Below are 20,566 nucleotides of genomic sequence, written 5' to 3'. Positions count from 1 at the left end.
GGTCTGGGCGGGCATCTCTCTCGCTCTCGGCCCGGCGCGCCGTCCCCCCGCCACGGAGTGTCGGGCAGGCAGCGGGTGGACGGCGCGGAAGCGGGCCGCCGCACTGTACGAGGGGGAGCCGGCGGCCCGGCCGGCCTCTTGCGAGGCATTTCAGTCAACCGGCTGGAAACTCTCCGCGACAGTGCGCGCACACTGCGGATTCCTGCACTCCGTTCACACCCCGTGTGAAGGCGCTCCCACTACTCTGACGGCACCGAGGCTTCCGGGGGGCACCCATGCAGCCCAACACTCTGCTCGACGCGATCCTGGACGAGGCCGGGATCTCGCACGCCGGGCTGGCCGCGCACGTCAATCAGGCGGGACGGGCACGCGGTCTCGCGCTGCGGTACGAACACACCGCCGTGGCGCGGTGGTTGAAGGGGCAGCGGCCGCGCGGTCAGGTGCCCGACCTGATCTGCGAGGTGCTGGCGGGACGGCTGCACCGACCCGTCACCCTCGACGACATCGGCCTGGGCGTGCCGGGGGAGCCGTCGACCCCGCACGGCACGTCCCTGTCCGGCTTCGTCGAGCGCGCCACCGCGCTGTGGCGCTCCGACGAGCAGCAGCGCCCGCACATCCTGGGTGCGCCGGCGGTGACGGGCACGCCCGCGGTCATGCCCGTGTGGGAGTGGGAGAACCCGCCCGAGGACGTGGACGTCTCGCGCGGAGGCCGGCACCGGGTCACGGCCGCCGACCTGGAGATGCTGCGCGCCGCCCGCACCCACTACGAGCAGATGTACCGCAAGGCGGGCGGCATAGCGACCCGCACCCGGATCGTGGGGTTCCTCAACGCCGAGGCCGCGCCGCTGCTGCGCGGCAGCTACACCGACGCCACGGGCCGTCAACTGCATCGCGCCACGGGCGGGTTGGTGGCGATCGCCGGTATCTGCGCGTACGACTCCGACGCCCACGGCCTTGCCCAGCGCTACTTCCACCAGGCCCTGCGGCTGGCGAAGGCCAGCGGGGACCGGGGACTGGGCGCCTATGTGATAGCCCTGCTGGTCAACCAGTCCCTGTTCATGCGGGAGTACCGGCAGGCCGTCGCCTTCGCGGAGGCCGCGCTGCGCGCCGCCGGCAAGCACATCACCCCCGCCCTCGCCTGCGACCTGTACGCGATGCAGGCCAAGGCGTACGCACACCTCGGCGACGGCACGACCGCCCTGTCCTGCATCCGGCGTGCCGAGCAGGCGGCCGAACGCATCCGGCGCGGGTACGAGCCCGACGAGACCGGCTATGTCCAGCCCGGACTGGTCAACGTCCAGGTGGCGGAGGCGCTGCTCAGCCTCGGTGAACTCGTGGCGGCGGGGGAGCACGCGGCGGCCGCCGTGGACAACCCGGCGCACGACCGGGGGCGCGTGCACCGGCTCGCGATGCTGAGCACGATCGAGCTGCGCCGCGGCAATGCCGACAACGCGGTGGCCATCGCGGTGCAGATGGCCGAGCAGGCGCGCGGGATGGAGTCGCAGCGGCTGCGCGACAGACTCCGGGCGGTGCGCGAACACCTGGTGCGCAGCGGTTGCGCGGGCACCGCCGAGGCCGCCGAACTCATCGACGGGGCCCTGCGCGTACCTCTGTAGACGGGTCACGGGCACCGCCGAGCCGCAGTCCCTGCTGCGATATTGCCACTTACTCGACGGAAGGTGGCAGAACCGTGCAGTGGACGAAGCAGAACGAACAAACTGTGTACTCAAACCGCTGGTTCAGCGTCAACCTCGCGGATGTCGAACTGCCGGACGGCCGGCATCTCGATCACTTCCTCATACGGCTGCGGCCCGTGGCCGTGGCCACGGTGGTCAACGAGGCCAACGAGGTCCTCCTCCTGTGGCGGCACCGCTTCATCACCGACAGCTGGGGGTGGGAACTCGCGGCGGGGGTCGTCGAGGACGGCGAGGACGTCGTCCACGCGGCCGCCAGGGAGCTGGAGGAGGAGACCGGCTGGCGGCCGGGCCCCCTGCACCACCTCATGAGCGTGGAGCCCTCCAACGGCCTCACCGACGCCCGGCACCACATCTACTGGTCGGACGAGGGTGAGTACGTCGGGCCCCCCGTGGACGACTTCGAGTCGGACCGCCGGGAATGGGTCTCCCTCAAGCTCGTCCCCGACATGGTCGCCCGCGGGGAGGTCCCGGCCGCCAACATGGCGGCCGCGTTACTGCTCCTGCACCACCTCAGGCTCGGCCAGGACGCCAAACCCTGATCCCCCACCCGCGTCCTGGTCCCGCCTCAGTGGCCCAGGGCCTGCCATATCGTCGCCACGAGCGCGCCCACCGCGGTCAGCGTCGCTATCGCCGGCAGCGGCCAGCGGGCGTGTTCCAGTGCGATGATCCGTGCGCTCAGGTCGTCGATCTCCTTGTCCGTCTCCTCGGTGCGATGGTTGAGCAGGGCCAGCCCTCCCTCGACACGCGCGTAGGCGACGTCGAGCCGGCGGCGTAACTCTGCGAGTTCTCCATGGACCACGGGATGCTCGGGGTCGGCGGTCACGAGTCCGCTCCTTTCCGTAGTCGTCACATCCCTTGCATGCGCATGAAGAGTCAACTCGCCTGGTGGACGCGTGGGGAGCGTGTGCGCGCGGCATATGCGGGCCCGGCGCGCACACGGTGTGTGAATGGCGCGGGCCCGGCACTCCGCGGAGTGCCGGGCCCGCGACCGTCGCACTGTGTGACCGGCACCCTGGAACGGGCACTGTGCACACGGCGGGACGCCGTCAGTCGTACGTGTAGAAGCCCGAGCCGGTCTTCCGGCCGAGGCGGCCGGCGTCCACCATGCGCTGCAGCAGCGGGGGAGCGGCGTAGAGCGGCTCCTTGTACTCCTCGTACATCGAGTTCGCGATGGAGGCGATGGTGTCCAGGCCGATCAGGTCGGACAGCTTCAGCGGGCCCATCGGGTGGGCGCAGCCCATCTCCATGCCGTTGTCGATGTCGTCGCGGCCGGCGATGCCCGACTCGAACATGCGGATCGCGGAGAGCAGGTACGGCACCAGCAGCGCGTTGACCACGAAGCCGGAGCGGTCCTGGGCGCGGATCGCGTGCTTGCCGAGCACCTTCTCGGCGAAGACCTGGGCGCGGCTGAGCGTGCCCTCGGAAGTGGTGAGCGCGGGGATCAGCTCGACCAGCTTCTGCACCGGCGCCGGGTTGAAGAAGTGGATGCCGACGATGTGGTCCGGGCGCGAGGTGGCGACCGCGAGCTTCACCAGCGGGATGGAGGAGGTGTTGGAGGCCAGGATCGCGTCCGGGCGGGTCACCACCTGGTCGAGGACCTGGAAGATCTGGGTCTTGACCTGCTCGTTCTCGACGACGGCCTCGATCACCAGGTCACGGTCGGCGAACTCGCCGAGGTCCGTGGTGAAGCTCAGCCGCGCCTGGGTCGCGTCCCGCTCCTCCTCGCTGATCTTGCCGCGCTCGGCCGCCTTGCCCAGGGAGTTGAACAGCCGGGTCCGGCCGATCTCCAGGGCCTCGCCGGTGGTCTCGGCGACCTTCACGTCCAGGCCGGACCGGGCGCACACCTCGGCGATGCCCGCTCCCATCTGGCCGCAGCCGACCACTCCGACGCGCTCGATGTCGGTCACATCGTCCCCTTCGCTGATCTACGAATCGGGCAGGTTACCCGCTGGTTCGGCGCCTGCTCCAAACCTGCACGTTACCTCCGGCGATCGTTGATCGATCGTTCGGGTACCGCGTGGCAGTCTGACGCCGGAGGACGCCCGGGTCGACAATCTCGCCGGGACTCACGCATCGGCACACGGAGGTCGGGGAATGCTGCACCGGAAGTCCGGGCTGTCACGACGGGTGTTCGCGGTGACCGCCCTGTCGGCTCTCGCGGCGGGAGGCGGTGCCATGGCGGCCGGTGCCGCGACGGCGGGCGGCGAACCCGAGCGCCGGCGGGCCTCGCGCGAGATGCGGGGCGTGTGGGTGGCGACCGTGGCCAACCGCGACTGGCCCTCGAAACCGGGGCTGACGGCCGACCGGCAGCGCACCGAGCTGATCGCGGTCCTCGACCGGGCCGTCGAGGACCGCCTCAACACCGTGATCCTCCAGGTGCGCCCGACGGCCGACGCCCTGTGGCCCTCGCCGTACGAGCCCTGGTCGCAGGTGCTCACCGGCACCCAGGGCGGGGACCCGGGCTGGGACCCGCTGGGCACGGCCGTGGAGCAGGCCCACGCCCGCGGCCTGGAACTGCACGCCTGGTTCAACCCGTACCGCATCGCCAACCACACCGATCCCACGAAGCTCGTCGCCACGCACCCCGCGCGCAAGCATCCGGACTGGGTGGTGACGTACGGCGGGAAGATGTACTACAACCCCGGCCTGCCCGAAGTCCGCGCCTTCGTGGAGACGGCGATCCTCGACGCGGTGCGCAAGTACCCCGTCGACGCCGTCCACTTCGACGACTACTTCTACCCGTACCCGGTGGCCGGCCAGACCTTCGACGACGACGAGGCCTACGACCGCTACGGCGGCGGCTTCGCGAGCCGCGCCGACTGGCGCCGGGACAACATCGACAAGCTGGTGCGCGAGACGGCGGCCGGCGTCAAGGCGATCCGCCCGGCCGCGCAGTTCGGCATCAGCCCGTTCGGCGTGTGGCGCAACGCGGCCACCGACTCCCGCGGTTCGGACACGCGGGCCGGGGTGCAGACGTACGACGACCTGTGCGCGGACACCCGCAAGTGGGTGCGGAAGAACTGGATCGACTACATCTGCCCGCAGATCTACTGGAACATCGGCTTCTCGGCCGCCGACTACGCCGAGCTGCTGCCCTGGTGGGCGGAGGTGGCGAAGGGCACCGCGACCAGGCTGTACATCGGGGAGGCCCTGTACAAGGCGGGTGACCCGGCGCAGTCCGCCGCCTGGCAGGACCCCGCCGAGCTGTCCCGGCACCTCACCCTGGGTGCGGACCACCCGGAGGTGCGCGGGCACGTCTACTTCGCCGCCAAGGACGTGGCGGCGGATCCGATCGGAGCGATGGCGAGGGTGATCGCCGACCACTACCAGCAGCCGGCGAGGCCCCCGCGCTGACTCACGCCTGTGATTCCCTGTGCCGGATCTCGGTGTCGGGGCCCGGTGAGCAGATGCCCGTGTGCCCGTCCTCGAAGCGGACGCGGTACGGAGGGTTGCCCTGCCGGCCCATGACTTCGACGATCTCGCCGACCTTGTCCTGTTGGCCTACCACCCTGCCGTGCTGGACAAGCTGGTCGCCCACGGTTGCGCGCATCTTCGGTGCCTCCTCGGCAAGTGCGGGAGAAGCGGTCCGTGGCCCTGAGTCTACGGCGCCGAACGGCGGTGGGAAGTGGGCCGTTGGGCCCCTCAGCCCCGGGCCCGCTGGGTCACCGCGATGCACACCAGCACCGCCGCGGCCGTCAGCGGGGCGGCCACCGTCAGGTGCTCGCCCAGCAGCAGCACCGACCACACCAGTGTGAGCAGGGGCTGGGCCAACTGCAACTGGCTGGCCTTGGGGATGCCGATCGCCGCCATGCCCCGGTACCAGACGACCAGCCCGAGGAACTGCGAGCCCGCCGCCACCCACAGCAACCCCGCCACGGCGTGCGCGGTCAGGTGCACGGGTTCGTACGACAGCGCGATCGCCGCGGCCGGCACGGACAGCGGCAGACACAGCACCAGCGCCCAGCCGATGACCTGCCAGCCCGGCATGACCCGCGCGAGCCGGCCGCCCTCGGTGTAGCCGGCCGCGCACACCAGCAGCGCCGCGAACAGGTACAGGTCGGCGGCCGTGAGCGCCCCGCCGCTCTGCTGCACGGTGAACGCGACGACCGCGGCCGCGCCCGCGAGGGCCGCCGCCCAGAACGTGCGCGAGGGGCGGTTGCCCGTGCGCAGCGCGGACAGCAGCGCGGTCGTCAGCGGCAGCAGCCCGACCACGACCGCGGCGTGCGCGGTGGTCGAGCTGCGCAGGGCCAGCGTCGTCAGCATCGGGAAGCCGAGGACGACACCGGCGGCGACGACGGCGAGGCCCGCCCAGTGCCGGCGGTCCGGTACCGGTATCCGCAGCACCAGCAGACAGCCCCCGGCGATGACCGCGGCGAGCACGCTGCGCACGGCGACCAGCGACCAGGGCCCGAACCCCTCCAGCCCCCAGGCCGTGGCGGGGAACGTGAGGGAGAAGGCGGTGACGCCGAGCGCGGCCTGAAGGGCGCCGGAGCGCCGGTCCGCCGGGGCCGCCGCGTCGGCCGTGAGGGTGCTGACCGCTATCGTGGTCGTCGTAGTAGCGCTACTCTGTGCTCTCATGCAGCAGCGTAGCAGCGTCGGTGAACTGGCGGAACAGCTCAAGAGAGAGCTCGACCGCTACTCGCCTGGTGGAAAGCTCCCATCCAGTCGGGTCCTGGTCGACCGGTTCCGGGTCAGTCCGGTGACCGTGTCGCGCGCCCTGGCCCAGCTGGCCGCCGAAGGTCTGGTGGTGACCCGGCCGGGGGCGGGCGCCTTCCGGGCCGCGCCGCGCGCCGCCACCGCTCCCGCCGGCGACACCTCCTGGCAGGAGCTCGCGCTGAGCGCCGACGGCGCCGGCGACCTCGTCCCGCGCACGGTCGACGCCTCCGGCGTGGTCGTCTCGCTCGCCGCCCCGCCGCCCGGCGTCATCGAGTTCAACGGCGGCTATCTGCACCCCTCGCTGCAGCCGGAGCGGGCGATGGCGGCCGCCCTGTCCCGGGCAGGCCGCCGCCCCGGCGCCTGGGGACGACCGCCGATGGAGGGACTGGAGGAACTGCGGGAGTGGTTCGCGCGCAGCATCGGCGGCGGGGTCACCGCGGCCGGGGTGCAGATCACCGCCGGCGGCCAGTCCGCGCTGACCACCGCACTGCGCGCGCTCGCCCCGCCCGGCGCGCCGGTGCTCGTCGAATCGCCCACCTATCCCGGCATGTTGGCGATCGCCCGGGCGGCGGGACTGCGTCCCGTTCCGGTCCCGGTGGACGCCGACGGCGTCAGGCCGTCGCTGCTCGCCGACGCCTTCCGGGCCACCGGCGCCCGCGTCTTCGTCTGCCAGCCCCTGTTCCAGAACCCGACCGGCGCCGTGCTCGCCCCCGAGCGGCGTGGGGAGGTGCTGCGCATCGCCCGGGCGGCGGGCGCCTTCGTCGTCGAGGACGACTTCGTACGACGGCTCGTCCACGAGGACGCCGGGCCGCTGCCCAGCCCGCTCGCCGCCGACGACCCCGACGGAGTCGTCGTCCACGTCTGCTCGCTGACCAAGGTGACCTCGCCGAGCTTCCGGCTGTGCGCCCTGGCCGCCCACGGCCCGGTCCTGGAACGGCTGCGCGCCATCCAGGTCGTGGACACCTTCTTCGTCCCGCGCCCGTTGCAGGAGGCGGCCCTCGAACTAGTCGGCTCACCGGCCTGGCCCCGCCATCTGCGTTCCGTGTCCTCGGCGTTGAAGGCCCGCCGCGACACCATGACGGCGGCCCTGCGCCGGGAGCTGCCCGAACTCGCCCTGCCGCACATCCCGTCCGGCGGCTACCACCTGTGGCTCCGCCTCCCCGACGGAACCGACGAGGCCGCCCTCGCCTCCGCCGCCCTGCGCGCGGGCGTCGCCATCACCCCCGGCCGCCCCTACTTCAGCGCCGAACCCCCGGCCGCCCACGTGCGGTTGAGCTTCGCGGCGGTGGCGGGGGTGGGCGAGATCACGGAAGGGGTACGGCGGTTGCGTACCGCCTGCGAGGAGGTGCTGGGATAACCGGTCGACGGCGGTGACCGGGGCCTGCGAGCATCCCGCCATGACCGACAGCGACACCCCGGGCCTGCCCGAAGGCTACGAGCTCTCCACCGACCCCGGCCGCCTCGACACCGACCGCGTGCACCGCTGGCTGTCCACCGACGCGTACTGGGCGCTCGGGCGGTCCCGGGAGAAGCAGGAGCGCGCGATCGAGGGATCGCTGAACTTCGGGGTGTTCGAGTCGGTTTCCGGAGATCAGGTGGCCTACGCGAGAGTCGTCACCGATCGCGCCACCTTCGCCTGGCTGTGCGACGTGTACGTCGATCCGTCCGTGCGCGGCAAGGGCGTCGGCACGGCGATGGTGGCGGCCGTACGGGAGCACCTGCGGCCGTTCGGGCTGCGGCGCGTCCTGCTCGCCACGTCCGACGCGCACGGCGTCTACGAGAAGGTCGGCTTCACCGGACTGGAGCGGCCCGAGATCTGGATGGCACTCGAGTTCGGCTGAGCCGGTTCGGGTGACTTGTCCGCCAAATCCTGACCCGCGGGTAAGGTTTCGGCAACCCTCGGTGACTCGTGAGTCACTTCCCTTGACCTGCAAACCTTCACGATTCACCATCGCCGCATGCAACTCAGGGTCACATTCCTCGCCGCCGCTCGCAGTGCCCCGCTGCTCGCCGAGCGCTTCGAGGACGACCGTCCGCTGGACCAGGCCGGCTGGGAGGAGGTGCAGCGCGTCGCCCACGAGCTGATCCCGCTCGCGGCGGCCGAGCTGCGCTACTGCTCACCCACGCCGCGCAGCCGGGCCACGGGCGACGCCCTCGGTTACGCACCACTGGTGCAGCTGGCCCTTCGCGACTGCGACATGGGCCGCTGGCGCGGGCTCACCCTGGGCGAGGCGATGGCCCGGGAACCGCAGGCGGTGGACGCCTGGCTCGCCGACCCGCGCTCCGTCCCGCACGGCGGGGAGTCGCTGCTGACCTTCATCGGCCGGGTCGGCGAGTGGCTCGACACCCGGCCCGTCGACGACGGCGACCGGATCGTCGCGGTCGCCGAGCCCTCGGTCGTCCGCGCCGCCCTCGTCTACGCCCTCAAGGCGCCGCCGTCGACGTACTGGAACCTCGACGTGCGCCCCCTGTCGACGACCACCGTCACGGGCCGCGCGGGCCGCTGGAACCTCCGCTTCGACGCGGTGCCGGCCTAGGGTCCGCCCGCCCGGACGTAGTCCGTCACCAGTACGAGGTCCTTCGCGGGGCCCCGCACCCGCCACACCGTCCGCCAGTGGTCGGCGTCGCGGACCGTGAACTCGCCGCGGTAGAGGTCCGCCGAGCAGGGATGGTCGGCCACGTGGCGGCCGGTGCCGAGGTCCAGGTCGTGGAAGGGGCGGCCGTCGGCGAAGCGCACGTCGGCCGTTCCCGGTGTGCTTCCCGGCAGGAAGCGCAGGGTGCGTTCGGCGGGGCGCGGTATGCCCTGCCAGACGAAGGTGCCGGACTCGAAGTGCAGGAGCCCGCCGCCTTCCAGCGGGCTGAACTCGGTCGTCCCCTCGAAGTGCCCCTCGTCGCCGCTCGCGAGGTCCCGCACCGTGCGCTCCACGTGCCAGCGACCGGCGAGATGCGCCAGGACGTCCGGCACGGGCCGGAACCCGCCCGCCGTCACGTCCGCCTCCCGGTCCGGCGACACGGGCGGTGCGGTGATCCCACGGGGTGCATGCCCCGACCCTACGTCGTCCACGTCGGCCCCTTCGACGTGCTCATACCCCCTACTGCCCGAGCGGCAGCAGCCCGCGCTCGGCGAAGACCTTCTTCGCGGCGAAGGTCGCGTTCAGGGCCTTCGGTATGCCGCAGTACACCGCCGAGTGGGTCAGCGCCTCGATGATCTGCTCGGGCGTGAGGCCCACGTTCAGTGCCGCGTTGACATGCACGTCGAGCTGGGCCTCGCAGCCGCCGAGCGCGGTGAGCATGCCCAGCGTCACCAACTGGCGGTCGCGCGGGGCGAGTCCGGGACGGTCGTAGATCTCGCCGAAGGCCCAGGCGACGATCTGGTGGCCGAGTTCGGGATTGACGTCGGCCAGGGAGTCGACGACCCGCTGACCCGCCTCCCCGTCGACCCGCTTCAGGACCTCCAGGCCGTGGGCGAAACGCTCTTCACGGGTGGTGCTCTGGCTCATGTCGGGTCTTCCGTCCCCGGCTGCCCGTCGAGCAGCCGTTCGTAGTGGTCGATCTTGGCGTCCAGCGCACGGGCGTTGCGGCGCAACGCCCGGATCCGGTCGGCCAGTTCGGCGCGGTGCTCGCGCAGCATCGCCAGCCGGTCGGCGACCGAGGCGTCCCCCTGCGCCCGCAGTCGCGCGTAGCGCTGCATGCCGGCGATCGGCATCCCGGTCTCGCGCAGCCGCAGCAGGAACTCCAGCCAGACCAGGTCGGCCGCTTCGTAACGGCGCTGGTTGCCGGTGGTCCGGCCGACCCGCTCGATGAGGCCGGCCTTCTCGTAGTAGCGCAGGGTGTCGTGCGACAGGCCCGTGCGCTCGGCGACCTCGGCGATGGTCAGAGTCGGCTCCGGGTCCCGCGGGAGAGGGTGTCCGCTGGTCATGACGAGAACGGTAGAACCTGGAGCGCGCTCCAGGTCAAGCGGCCTCTCCGCGAGCGCGGGCGGCGGGTTCGGTTCACTGCCAAATCATGCGCCGGGAGATTTCTGTTTCCCGTCCGTTCATTTTTCTCTCGAATTCAAGTCCAGGAGTTGTTCGGAACAGACATTGTCACTTCCTGTGGGCGGCACAACCGATGGGGAATTCGATCCGTCTAACCCCGCGAATCGACGACCCGCGGGGAGTGACGAGGAATGCAGCACGCAACCCTGACCAGAATCGCTTCGAGCGTGATTTCCCGACGGAACGCGCCGTCGTGCCGAGGCGGGAACAGGGAGTGAAACAGTCCACCCGGAACCGGCCCGGGCGCCCGGCCGCGCTTCTCGCGGCGCTCGTCGCGACCGCGGTGACGTGCGCCGCGGACACGCTGGCCCGCAGCCGGCCCTTCGGCCCGCGCACCCGTGACGTCAACGACCTGGGAAACCAGTACGTCCCCTTCCACGCCCACCTGTGGGACCTGCTGCACGGGCGGGCCGACGGTGGACTCCTCGTCAACTGGCGGTCCGGGTACGGCTCCAGCTTCCTGCCCGACCTCGGCACCTATCTCGGCAGCCCGTTCGCCCTGCTCGTCGGGGTGTTCCCGCGGGACCAGATCGACCTCGCGGTGTACGTGATCACGGTGCTGAAGACGGCGTCGGCGGGCGCCGCCATGGCCGTGCTGCTGCTGAGCCTGCGGCCGGGCCGCTGGTGGGCGGCGGGGCTGCTCGGTGCCGCGTACGCACTGTGCGGCTGGAGCGTCGCGGTCGCCTCGTACAACCCGATGTGGCTGGACGGACTCGTCGCCCTGCCGCTGCTGTGCCTGGTGGGCGAGTGGACACTGCGCCGACGCCGGCCGCTGCTCGGCGTCCTCGTCGTCGCCCTGGCCTGGACCGCCAACTTCTACACCGCGTACATGGCGACACTCGCCGCCGGTCTCATCCTGCTCCTGCGGCTGTGGCTCACGGGCCTCCCGGCCGGGCGGCGGCTCAGGACCGCGGGCCGCGCCGTCGCCACCGTCGCACTGGGCGTGGGCCTGGCTGCCCCGCTGGTCACGGTGGTCTACTTCGGCACCCGGCACGCCTACCCGGGCAGGACCGTGCCGTTCCGGCCGGTGTCCACGCCGGACCTGCTGGCCCGCCTCCTGCCGACGACGTACAGCTTCGGCAGCCCCGCCCTCTACGCCGGCACCGCGGCGCTGCTGCTCGCCCTCGCCCTGCCCTTCCACCGGGCGGCCCCGCGCCGGGTGCGGGCGGGCTGGCCCCTGCTGCTCGCGGCGGTCGCGCTGTCGTTCCAGTGGGGCCCGACCCACCTGCTCTGGCACGCCTTCGCCACCCCGCAGGGCAGCCCGTACCGGCAGGCCTTCGTCCTGTGCGCGCTGCTGGTGATCACCGCCTGGCACACCCTGTCGTACGGTCTGCCCGACCTGCGCGCACTGGGCGCGGCGGGCACACTGCTCGCCCTGCTCACGGCGGTCGCGAGCCGAAGCACGCTGATGAAGCCCGTGTCGTGGGCGGTCCTGGCGCTCGCCGTCGCGGGCGCGGCCGGCGGGCTGGCGCTGCTGCGGGCCGCCGAGACCCGCGCCCCGGCCTCCGCCGGCGGAACCCCGCCCACGGCCCCCCACCTCACCGAAAGCCCGGCGTCCCGGCCCGCCGCCGCCCACCCCACCGACAACCCGGCGTCCCGGCCCGCCCTTGCCCCCCGCCGCCGGACCCTCCTGGCCGTGCTCGCGCTCGTCCTGCTCTTCGGTGGTCAGTTCGGGGAGGCGATGGCGACCTCCTTCGTGGCGACCCGGCAGCGCTTCGGGCACATGGACGACTACGCGCCCTGGGGCGCCCGGCAGCGCGAGCAGGCGGAGGCGGTCGCGCGGGCCGACGGCTGGCCCCGCTACCGCACCGACCCGGGCCGCGAGCAGACCGTCGGCAACGATCCGCTCATAGTCGGCGGCCAGGGCGCCCAGTACTACAGCAGCCTCACCTCGGACGTCCTCAGCCGCACCCTCACCGCCCTGGGCGGCGGCTGGACCTCCCGGGGCCGCAGCGTGCAGAGCCTCGACAACGCCGTCACCGACGCGATCTTCTCGGTCGGAGCGCGCGTGCACTCGCCCACGGACCCCCACCAGGCCTACCTGCCGCAGGTGGGCGGCCCGTCGAGCGTCTCCCGGGCGGACGTCCCGCCGCTCGTTACGGTCCGGAACCGGCCCGACGCGACGCCCTTCGGCTCGTCGCCGTACCGCAACCAGGAACTGCTGCTCGGCAGGCGCGTCTACACCGTCCCCCGGATCGCGGTGTACGACGACGCCGGAAGGCCGCTCGGGCCCGGGCGGGTCGGTTCCGGCAACGCCCTGGCCGCACCGGTGGTCACGGCCGACTGCCCGGCCGGGAGCCAGGTCCAGCTGTGGGCCCCGCACTTCTCCGGCACCGCCCGCCTGGCGGACCGGACCGCGTTCTTCCGCTCCGCCCGCCCCCGCAACCGTGCCGCCATGGAGCCGCTCGGCACCTCCCCGGCCTCCGGACGGATCCGCATCCGGCTGACCCCCGACCGCCCCGGAAGCATTCCCCGGGGCGCCGTGGGCTGCCTGGACACCGCCCGGCTGCACGCGGCCGTGGAGCACCTCAAGGCCACCGGCGCCACCCGCGTGACCGTCTCCGGCCCCACCGTCCGGGCCGAACTCCCCGCAGGCAGCAAGGGGATCGCGGTCGTGGCGGCACCCCGCATCGCGGGCTGGCGCTGCGCCACCGGCGACGGCGCCGCCGTACCGGCCAAGGACCACCACGGCCTGATCGCCGTCCCCCTCGACGGCACCTCGACCACTGTGACCTGCACCTTCCACCCGCCCGGGCTGCGGCTCGGCACGAGTGTCGGGGCCGGCTCGCTGCTGACCCTGGCCCTGCTCGGCGTCCTGGCCGCCGTGCGCCACCGCCGCGGCACCCCGCCATCCCTGTCCCTGCCCACCCGACCGCGCGAGCGCGTGCCCGGCGCCGCCTGACCGCGTCCCAGGGGGACCCATGCTGATATCGATCGTCGCACCCTGCTACAACGAGGAAGCCGTCCTCGACCGTTTCCACGAAGAGGTCCAGAAGGTCGCGGAGGAACTCCTCCCGCTCGGCCACGACATGGAGTTCGTCTACGTCGACGACGGCAGCCGCGACCGCACCCTCACCGTCCTGCAGCGGCTGGCCGACCTCGACTCACGGGTCAGGTACGTCTCCCTCAGCCGCAACTTCGGCAAGGAGGCGGCGCTGCTCGCCGGTCTGCGCCACGCCTCGGGGGACAGCGTCGTCGTCATGGACGCCGACCTCCAGCACCCGCCGGCGCTGATCAAACGCATGGTGGAACTGCGCGCGAAGGGCTACGACCAGGTCATCGCCCGCCGCACCCGCACCGGCGACAAGCTGACCCGCACCCTGGCCGCCCGCCTCTACTACCGCCTGGTCAACCGGCTCGTCGACGTCCGGCTGGTCGACGGGGTCGGCGACTTCCGGCTGCTGTCCCGCCGGGTCGTGGACGCGGTGGTGAACCTCACCGAGTACAACCGCTTCTCCAAGGGCCTGTTCGCGTGGGTGGGGTTCCCCGGGACCACATTCGAGTACGAGAACGCGGCCCGGGAGGCGGGCCGCAGCTCCTGGAGCATGCGCGGCCTGCTCAACTACGGCCTGGACGGCCTGCTCTCCTTCAACAACCGCCCGCTGCGCGCCGCCCTCCACCTGGGCATGGTCCTGCTGCTGATCGCCGGGCTGTACACGGCGTGGATCGTGGGCGCCGCGCTCGTCAACGGCGTGCAGACGCCCGGCTACGTCACCATCATCACCGCCGTCACCGGCCTGGCCGGAGTCCAGATGGTCATGCTCGGGGTGATCGGGGAGTACACCGGCCGGATCTACTACGAGGTCAAAGGACGCCCGCACTTCCTGGTGAAGGCCACCAATGTGGAACGCGCCAAGGACCTCATTCCGTGATGTCCCGGCAACTCCTCATGTTCGCCGTCATCGGCCTCGTGAACACCGGCACGTACTACGGCCTCTACCTGTTGCTCCTCACCTGCGTTCCGTATCTCGTGGCGCATGTCGTCGCCTCCTTGCTCAGTATGGTCGGTTCCTTTTTCCTCAATGCGCGGTTCACCTATCGGACACCGCCCACCTGGCGGAAATTCCTGCTGTTCCCCCTGTCGAACGCCACCAATTTCGCGGTCACGACCGTGGGCCTGTACGTGATCGTGGACGTGCTGCACGCCGGAAGCCGGTTCGCGCCGCTGCTCGCCTCCCTCTGGGCGATTCCGGCGACCTTCGTCGTCTCCCGCTGGGTGATGCTGCGAGGAGCGCCGGCGGCCGCAGGGCTGAGGCGTCGACGCGGGCGTACTGCATAGTGATCCATGGGATTGCATAAAACTGCGGTGAAACGTATAGTCATGCCATCCAGGAGGAGGATGACATGGCGGTACGTGCGGCGGTGGCCGGAGCGAGTGGATACGCGGGTGGTGAACTCCTGCGTCTGCTGCTCGCGCACCCCGGAATCGAGATCGGGGCCCTGACCGGCAACTCCAACGCCGGCCAGCGGCTCGGCGCGCTCCAGCCGCACCTGCTGCCCCTGGCCGACCGCGTGCTCCAGGAGACCACCCCCGAGGTCCTCTCCGGCCACGACGTCGTCTTCCTGGCCCTGCCCCACGGCCAGTCCGCCGCCGTCGCCGAACAGCTCGGCCCGGACGTCCTGGTCGTCGACATGGGCGCCGACTTCCGGCTGCAGGACGCGGCCGACTGGGAGAAGTTCTACGGCTCCGCCCACGCCGGGACCTGGCCGTACGGCCTGCCCGAACTGCCGGGCGCCCGCGCCGCGCTGGAGGGGTCCAAGCGCATCGCGGTGCCCGGTTGCTACCCCACCGCCGCCACCCTGGCCCTGTTCCCGGCCTACGCGGCCGGCCTCGCCGAGAACGAGGCCGTGATCGTCGCCGCCTCCGGCACCTCCGGCGCGGGCAAGGCGCCCAAGGCCCACCTGCTCGGCAGCGAGGTCATGGGCTCCATGTCGCCGTACGGCGTCGGCGGCGGCCACCGGCACACACCCGAGATGATCCAGAACCTCAGCGCGGCGGCGGGGGGGCGGGTCTCCGTCTCCTTCACGCCGACCCTGGCGCCCATGCCCCGCGGCATCCTCGCCACCTGCAGCGCGAAGGCCGTCGCGGGCGTGACGGCGGAGTCCGTCCGGGCCTCCTACGAGAAGGCCTTCGCCGACGAGCCCTTCGTCCACCTGCTCCCCGAGGGCCAGTGGCCCGCCACGGCGTCCGTCTACGGTTCCAACGCCGTTCAGGTGCAGGTCGCGTACGACGAGGCCGCCGGCCGCATCATCGCGATCAGCGCCATCGACAACCTGACCAAGGGCACCGCGGGCGGTGCCGTCCAGAGCATGAACCTCGCCCTCGGTCTCGACGAGACGACCGGACTGACCACGATCGGAGTCGCACCGTGAGCGTGACGGCAGCGAAGGGATTCACGGCCGCGGGCATCGCGGCCGGAATCAAGCAGAACGGCAACCCCGACCTGGCCCTCGTGGTCAACAACGGTCCGCGCCGCGCCGCCGCCGGTGTCTTCACCTCCAACCGGGTGAAGGCCGCCCCCGTGCTGTGGTCCGAGCAGGTCCTCAAGGGCGGCCAGGTGTCCGCGGTCGTCCTCAACTCCGGCGGCGCCAACGCCTGTACGGGACCGAAGGGCTTCCAGGACACGCACGCGACCGCCGAGAAGGTGGCCGAGGTCCTCGGCCGCGCCCCGATCGAGGTGGCCGTCTGTTCCACCGGCCTCATCGGCGTGCTCCTGCCGATGGACAAGCTGATCGCGGGAGTCGAGACCGCCGCCGCCCAGCTCTCCGAGCACGGCGGCGAGAAGGCCGCCATCGCCATCAAGACCACCGACACCGTTCACAAGACGTCCGTCGTCACCAAGGACGGCTGGACCGTCGGCGGCATGGCGAAGGGCGCGGGCATGCTCGCCCCTGGCCTGGCCACCATGCTGGTCGTCCTGACCACCGACGCGGTCCTCGACGACGACGCGCTGGACACGGCGCTGCGGGCGGCGACCCGCACGACCTTCGACCGCGTCGACTCCGACGGCTGCATGTCGACCAACGACACCGTGCTGCTGCTCGCCTCCGGCGCCTCCGAAGTCACCCCGGAGCACGAGGAGTTCGCGGAGGCCGTACGGCAGGTCTGCGACGACCTCGGCCAGCAGCTCATCCGGGACGCCGAGGGCGCCAGCAAGGACATCAAGGTCGAGGTGGTGGGCGCGGCGACCGAGGACGACGCCGTCGAGGTGGGCCGCTCCATCGCCCGCAACAACCTCCTCAAGTGCGCGATCCACGGCGAGGACCCCAACTGGGGCCGCGTGCTCTCCGCGATCGGCACGACGAAGGCCGCCTTCGAACCGGACCGCCTCAACGTCGCCATCAACGGCGTCTGGGTGTGCAAGAACGGCGGCGTCGGCGAGGACCGCGACAAGGTCGACATGCGCTACCGCGAGGTGCACATCGTCGCCGACCTCGCCGCCGGGTCCGAGACCGCCACCATCTGGACCAACGACCTCACCGCCGACTACGTCCACGAGAACAGCGCCTACAGCTCATGAGCACCACACGCAAACACACCGCGCTGCCCAAGGCCCAGATCCTCATCGAGGCGCTGCCCTGGCTGGTCAGGCACAACGGCAAAACGGTCGTCATCAAGTTCGGCGGCAACGCCATGATCGACGAGGACCTGAAGGCCGCGTTCGCGCAGGACGTCGTCTTCCTGCACCACGCCGGCCTCAAGCCGGTCGTCGTGCACGGCGGCGGCCCGCAGATCAGCGCCGCGCTCGACAAACACGGCATCGTCAGCGAGTTCAAGGCCGGCCTCAGGGTCACCACCGAGGACGCCATGGACGTCGTACGCATGGTGCTGGCCGGGCAGGTGCAGCGCGAGCTGGTCAACCTGCTCAACGAACACGGGCCGCTGGCCGTCGGGTTGACCGGCGAGGACGCGCACACCATCACCGCCACCAAGCACCAGCCCGAGATCGACGGCGAGTTGGTCGACATCGGGCGGGTGGGCGAGATCACCGAGATCGACACGGGCGCGATCGAGGCTCTGCTCGCCGACGGCCGTATCCCGGTCGTCTCGTCGATCGCCCGTAGCCAGGACGACGGACATGTCTACAACGTCAATGCTGATACGGCGGCTGCGGCACTCGCTGCTGCTCTTGGAGCGGAGACTCTCATGGTCCTCACGGACGTCGAGGGGCTCTATGAGGACTGGCCGAACAGCGACGAGGTGATCAGCCGCCTGACCGCTTCCCAACTGGAGAAACTGCTCCCGGAGTTGAGCTCCGGCATGGTCCCGAAGATGGAGGGCTGCCTGCACGCCGTGCGCAACGGCGTCAACACCGCCCGCGTCATCGACGGCCGGGTCCAGCACTCGATCCTGTTGGAGATCTTCACCGACGAGGGCATCGGCACGATGGTCGTGCCCGACGCCGAAGAGGGGGACGTCGCATGACCGCCAACGAAGAGCTCACCCAGCGGTGGCAGGGCTCGCTCATGAACAACTACGGCACCCCGCTGCTGCCCCTGGTGCGCGGCGAGGGCACGAAGCTGTGGGACGCCGACGGCAAGCAGTACCTCGACTTCGTCGGCGGCATCGCGGTCAACGCCCTCGGGCACGCCCACCCGGCGATCGTCGAGGCCGTGAGCACGCAGATCGCCTCCCTCGGCCACATCTCCAACTTCTTCATGGCCGACCCGACGGTGACCCTCGCCGAGCGGCTGCTGCAGCTCTTCGGCCGCGACGGCCGCGTCTTCTTCTGCAACTCCGGCGCGGAGGCCAACGAGGCCGCCTTCAAGATCGGCCGGCTGACCGGGCGCACGCATGTCGTCGCCACGGAGGGCGGCTTCCACGGCCGCACCATGGGCGCCCTCGCGATGACCGGCCAGGAGGGCAAGCGGACGCCGTTCCTGCCGCTGCCCGGCGAGGTCACGCACGTGCCCTACGGCGACGCGCAGGCGCTGGCCGCCGCGGTCACCGAGGACACCGCGCTGGTGATCCTCGAACCGATCCAGGGCGAGATCGGCGTGGTCACCCCGCCGCTGGGCTACCTCAAGGCAGCCCGTGCGATCACCGCCGCGAACGGTGCGCTGCTGGTCCTCGACGAGGTGCAGACCGGCGTCGGCCGGACCGGGCACTGGTTCGAGTACCAGGCGCACGAAGGGGTCCTGCCGGACGTCGTCACGCTGGCGAAGGGCCTGGGCGGCGGGCTGCCGCTCGGCGCGACGGTCGCCTTCGGGCGTGCCGCGGAGCTGCTGCAGCCGGGCCACCACGGGTCGACCTTCGGCGGCAACCCGGTCGCCTGTGCCGCCGGACTCGCCGTCGTCGACACGATCGCGAACGACGGGCTGCTGGAGAACGTCAAGCGGCAGGGCGAGAAACTGCGCGACGGGATCGAGTCACTGGGCGACCCGTTGATCGCCCATGTCCGGGGCGCGGGCCTGCTGCTGGGTATCGTGCTCACCGAGCCGCTCGCGCCCAAGGTGCGCCAGGCGGCTCAGGAAGCCGGGTTCCTGGTGAACGTGCCCGCCGCCGACGTCGTACGGCTCATGCCGCCGCTGAATCTCGGCGACGACGAGGTGCACGCGTTCCTCCGGGCGCTTCCCGGCATCCTGGACGCTGCCAAGGGGGACGGATGATCCGGAGAGACGAGCGACCATGAGTCAGGCGCAGGACGACGCACAGCACGCCGGGCCTGCCGTGCCGCAGACGCGGACAGCGCGGCATCGCCGGATCGTGGACATCCTCAACCGGCAACCCGTTCGCTCGCAGAGCCAGTTGGCGAAGCTCCTCGCCGACGACGGCCTGAACGTCACGCAGGCCACGCTGAGCCGGGATCTCGACGAGCTCAACGCGGTCAAGATCCGCAACACCGACGGCGACCTGATCTACGCGGTGCCCAGCGAGGGTGGCTTCCGTACCCCCCGGGCGCCGCTGGGAGGTTCGGCGAAGGAGGAGCGGATGCGGCGGCTCTCGCAGGAGCTGCTGATCTCCGCGGAGGCGTCGGCCAACCTCGTGGTGCTGCGGACGCCCCCGGGGGCCGCGCAGTTCCTGGCGTCGGCCATCGACCAGGCCGAACTGCACGACATCCTGGGCACGATCGCCGGCGACGACACCCTCCTGCTGATCAGCCGAGAGCCCACGGGCGGCCAGGCCCTGGCGGAACACCTGCTGCGCTTGGCCCAGAACGGCCACTGACGGGGCGGGGACCGGCGGTGGCCGCGCGCGGCCTTGCGCCTGCGCGGTGGTTGCCACGTTCGTGGCGCGGCCTCGCGCCCATGCGGTAGACGTCCGCGAGCCGTCCCCGGCCGGCTGCGTTCATACGGTGGTGGCCGTGTGTGCGGCGCGGCCTCGCGCCCATGCGGTGGACGTCCGCGAGCCCTGCCCCGCCGGTTGCGCTCACGCCGTGGTGGGCGCGTGCCGTGCAGTGCGCGCCGCTCAGCCGCGCGCAGTCACCCGAGCCGGGACGCCAGGCCCCCCGTGCAGCGGACCTCGTCGCCGGCCGTGATCAGTAGGGCCTCCACGTCCGGGAGGGACTCCAGCCAGCGCAGGCCGTCCCGGGAGCCCATCGCGAAGGCGGCCGTCGCCCAGCAGTCCGCCCAGGTCAGCCTGGGGGCCACCACGGTCACGGCCACCAGGTCGGCGACCGCCGAGCGGCCCGTCCTGGGGTCGACGATGTGGTCGCCGCGTTCCGCCGTGCCCGACGTCGCCACGGCCAGCTCGTCCGCGCCGGCCGCCGAGACCACCGCGGCCAGACCGCCGGGGCGGAGCGGGTCGGCGACGCCCACCCGCCAGGCGCGGTGCTCCTCCGGCACGCCGAACATCTGGACGTCGCCGCCGCCGTTGACGCTGACGCCGGTCACCCCGGCCGCGCGCAGCCGGAGGGCGGCGCGCTCGGCAGCCCAGCCCTTGACGATCCCGGTGGGGTCCAGCCGCTTGCGGTAGTGCGTGCTGAACCAGCCGTCGCTCACCCGCTCCGCCTCGGCGCCCAGTCCGAGCACCTCGGCGATGTCGGGATCGCACTCCTCCAGGTCCAGCTCCCCGCGCGCCAGCCGGGACACCTGGCTGTCCTCGCGGTAGGTGCTGAACAGCTCGTTCACCCGGTGCAGTCCGGCGATCGCCTCCTCGAGCGCCGCCTCGACCGCACCGGGCTCCCCGCCGCGGACGTCGAAGGAGAAGACGGTCCCCATGACCTCCTCCGCGTG

General features: G+C 71.9%; 22 protein-coding genes. 14 read left to right on the top strand and 8 right to left on the bottom strand.

The features are described from left to right. The first annotated feature begins 275 nt into the window (after nt 1-275). Nucleotides 276-1,616, top strand: coding sequence for a transcriptional regulator (locus tag ACIGDI_RS22690; RefSeq protein WP_272175776.1), 1,341 nt, complete (start codon nt 276-278; stop codon nt 1,614-1,616). Between the two features lie 74 nt (nt 1,617-1,690). Then, nucleotides 1,691-2,236, top strand: a complete 546-nt coding sequence (locus tag ACIGDI_RS22685; protein ID WP_142150650.1) for an NUDIX hydrolase — start codon at nt 1,691-1,693, stop codon at nt 2,234-2,236. A gap of 26 nt (nt 2,237-2,262) precedes the next feature. Here the strand turns inward: ACIGDI_RS22685 and ACIGDI_RS22680 are convergent, their stop codons facing one another. After that, nucleotides 2,263-2,520 (bottom strand): hypothetical protein, encoded by a 258-nt coding sequence (locus ACIGDI_RS22680; RefSeq protein ID WP_058926401.1) that lies wholly within the window; start codon nt 2,518-2,520, stop codon nt 2,263-2,265. A gap of 223 nt (nt 2,521-2,743) precedes the next feature. Beyond that, the gene (locus ACIGDI_RS22675; RefSeq protein ID WP_200702973.1) at nt 2,744-3,604 is read right to left on the bottom strand and encodes a 3-hydroxybutyryl-CoA dehydrogenase; all 861 of its coding nucleotides are present in this window, start codon (nt 3,602-3,604) and stop codon (nt 2,744-2,746) included. Between the two features lie 187 nt (nt 3,605-3,791). Between ACIGDI_RS22675 and ACIGDI_RS22670 the strand changes: the two genes are divergently transcribed. Continuing rightward, nucleotides 3,792-5,051: a glycoside hydrolase family 10 protein gene (locus ACIGDI_RS22670; protein ID WP_399899411.1), complete on the top strand. Its 1,260-nt coding sequence runs from the start codon at nt 3,792-3,794 to the stop codon at nt 5,049-5,051. A 1-nt stretch (nt 5,052) separates the two neighbouring features. On the opposite strand, the gene ACIGDI_RS22665 is transcribed toward ACIGDI_RS22670, so the two are convergent. Then, nucleotides 5,053-5,247, bottom strand: coding sequence for a DUF1918 domain-containing protein (locus ACIGDI_RS22665; RefSeq protein ID WP_399899409.1), 195 nt, complete (start codon nt 5,245-5,247; stop codon nt 5,053-5,055). A gap of 92 nt (nt 5,248-5,339) precedes the next feature. Then, entirely contained in the window at nt 5,340-6,275 is a 936-nt protein-coding gene (locus ACIGDI_RS22660) for a DMT family transporter (RefSeq protein WP_399899406.1), read from the bottom strand. Here ACIGDI_RS22660 and ACIGDI_RS22655 point away from each other — a divergent pair. From ACIGDI_RS22655 to ACIGDI_RS22645, 3 genes are all read left to right on the top strand, one after another. Continuing rightward, a complete protein-coding gene (locus ACIGDI_RS22655; RefSeq protein WP_399899403.1) occupies nt 6,274-7,710 on the top strand; it encodes a PLP-dependent aminotransferase family protein in 1,437 nt (478 codons plus the stop codon). The two genes, ACIGDI_RS22660 and ACIGDI_RS22655, sit on opposite strands and share 2 nt — an antisense overlap. A 40-nt stretch (nt 7,711-7,750) precedes the next feature. Further along, nucleotides 7,751-8,194: a GNAT family N-acetyltransferase gene (locus ACIGDI_RS22650; RefSeq protein ID WP_399899400.1), complete on the top strand. Its 444-nt coding sequence runs from the start codon at nt 7,751-7,753 to the stop codon at nt 8,192-8,194. 117 nt (nt 8,195-8,311) lie between these two features. After that, a complete protein-coding gene (locus ACIGDI_RS22645) occupies nt 8,312-8,890 on the top strand; it encodes a histidine phosphatase family protein (protein ID WP_399899397.1) in 579 nt (192 codons plus the stop codon). On the opposite strand, the gene ACIGDI_RS22640 is transcribed toward ACIGDI_RS22645, so the two are convergent. The 3 genes from ACIGDI_RS22640 to ACIGDI_RS22630 all read right to left on the bottom strand — a co-directional run bounded on the left by ACIGDI_RS22640 (nt 8,887) and on the right by ACIGDI_RS22630 (nt 10,272). Beyond that, entirely contained in the window at nt 8,887-9,342 is a 456-nt protein-coding gene (locus tag ACIGDI_RS22640; RefSeq protein WP_399900027.1) for a DUF6314 family protein, read from the bottom strand. The two genes, ACIGDI_RS22645 and ACIGDI_RS22640, sit on opposite strands and share 4 nt — an antisense overlap. 103 nt (nt 9,343-9,445) lie before the next feature. Then, nucleotides 9,446-9,853 carry a carboxymuconolactone decarboxylase family protein gene (locus ACIGDI_RS22635; protein ID WP_390627975.1) on the bottom strand — a complete coding sequence of 136 codons (408 nt, stop codon included), beginning with the start codon at nt 9,851-9,853 and terminating at the stop codon, nt 9,446-9,448. Continuing rightward, nucleotides 9,850-10,272 (bottom strand): MerR family transcriptional regulator, encoded by a 423-nt coding sequence (locus tag ACIGDI_RS22630; protein WP_200702965.1) that lies wholly within the window; start codon nt 10,270-10,272, stop codon nt 9,850-9,852. Before ACIGDI_RS22630 ends, ACIGDI_RS22635 begins: the two co-directional genes overlap by 4 nt. Nucleotides 10,273-10,604: 332 nt before the next feature. Between ACIGDI_RS22630 and ACIGDI_RS22625 the strand changes: the two genes are divergently transcribed. The 8 genes from ACIGDI_RS22625 to ACIGDI_RS22590 all read left to right on the top strand — a co-directional run bounded on the left by ACIGDI_RS22625 (nt 10,605) and on the right by ACIGDI_RS22590 (nt 19,559). Continuing rightward, complete coding sequence (locus ACIGDI_RS22625) at nt 10,605-13,292, top strand: YfhO family protein (RefSeq protein ID WP_399899393.1); 2,688 nt, start codon at nt 10,605-10,607, stop codon at nt 13,290-13,292. 19 nt (nt 13,293-13,311) lie between these two features. Continuing rightward, entirely contained in the window at nt 13,312-14,262 is a 951-nt protein-coding gene (locus ACIGDI_RS22620) for a glycosyltransferase family 2 protein (RefSeq protein ID WP_399899390.1), read from the top strand. Continuing rightward, entirely contained in the window at nt 14,262-14,669 is a 408-nt protein-coding gene (locus tag ACIGDI_RS22615) for a GtrA family protein (RefSeq protein WP_399899387.1), read from the top strand. The genes ACIGDI_RS22620 and ACIGDI_RS22615 overlap by 1 nt, the downstream gene beginning before the upstream one ends. A 65-nt stretch (nt 14,670-14,734) precedes the next feature. Continuing rightward, entirely contained in the window at nt 14,735-15,763 is a 1,029-nt protein-coding gene (gene argC, locus ACIGDI_RS22610; RefSeq protein WP_399899384.1) for an N-acetyl-gamma-glutamyl-phosphate reductase, read from the top strand. Next, nucleotides 15,760-16,911: a bifunctional glutamate N-acetyltransferase/amino-acid acetyltransferase ArgJ gene (gene argJ / locus ACIGDI_RS22605; RefSeq protein WP_399899381.1), complete on the top strand. Its 1,152-nt coding sequence runs from the start codon at nt 15,760-15,762 to the stop codon at nt 16,909-16,911. The genes argC and argJ overlap by 4 nt, the downstream gene beginning before the upstream one ends. Continuing rightward, nucleotides 16,908-17,816, top strand: coding sequence for an acetylglutamate kinase (gene argB, locus ACIGDI_RS22600; RefSeq protein WP_351568763.1), 909 nt, complete (start codon nt 16,908-16,910; stop codon nt 17,814-17,816). The genes argJ and argB overlap by 4 nt, the downstream gene beginning before the upstream one ends. Beyond that, on the top strand, nt 17,813-19,000 hold the full coding sequence (locus tag ACIGDI_RS22595; protein ID WP_399899377.1) for an acetylornithine transaminase: 1,188 nt from the start codon (nt 17,813-17,815) through the stop codon (nt 18,998-19,000). Before argB ends, ACIGDI_RS22595 begins: the two co-directional genes overlap by 4 nt. Before the next feature lie 19 nt (nt 19,001-19,019). Then, complete coding sequence (locus tag ACIGDI_RS22590) at nt 19,020-19,559, top strand: arginine repressor (protein ID WP_058926418.1); 540 nt, start codon at nt 19,020-19,022, stop codon at nt 19,557-19,559. 254 nt (nt 19,560-19,813) lie between these two features. Here ACIGDI_RS22590 and ACIGDI_RS22585 read toward each other — a convergent pair whose 3' ends face one another. Further along, nucleotides 19,814-20,551 carry an FAD:protein FMN transferase gene (locus ACIGDI_RS22585; RefSeq protein WP_399899373.1) on the bottom strand — a complete coding sequence of 246 codons (738 nt, stop codon included), beginning with the start codon at nt 20,549-20,551 and terminating at the stop codon, nt 19,814-19,816. Nucleotides 20,552-20,566: the final 15 nt, after the last annotated feature.

Source organism: Streptomyces sp. NPDC085900 (assembly GCF_044540925.1).
GTDB lineage: Bacteria > Actinomycetota > Actinomycetes > Streptomycetales > Streptomycetaceae > Streptomyces > Streptomyces gilvifuscus.
Note: the sequence above shows the minus strand (reverse complement) of the source record. Positions and strands in the feature narration are given on the sequence as shown.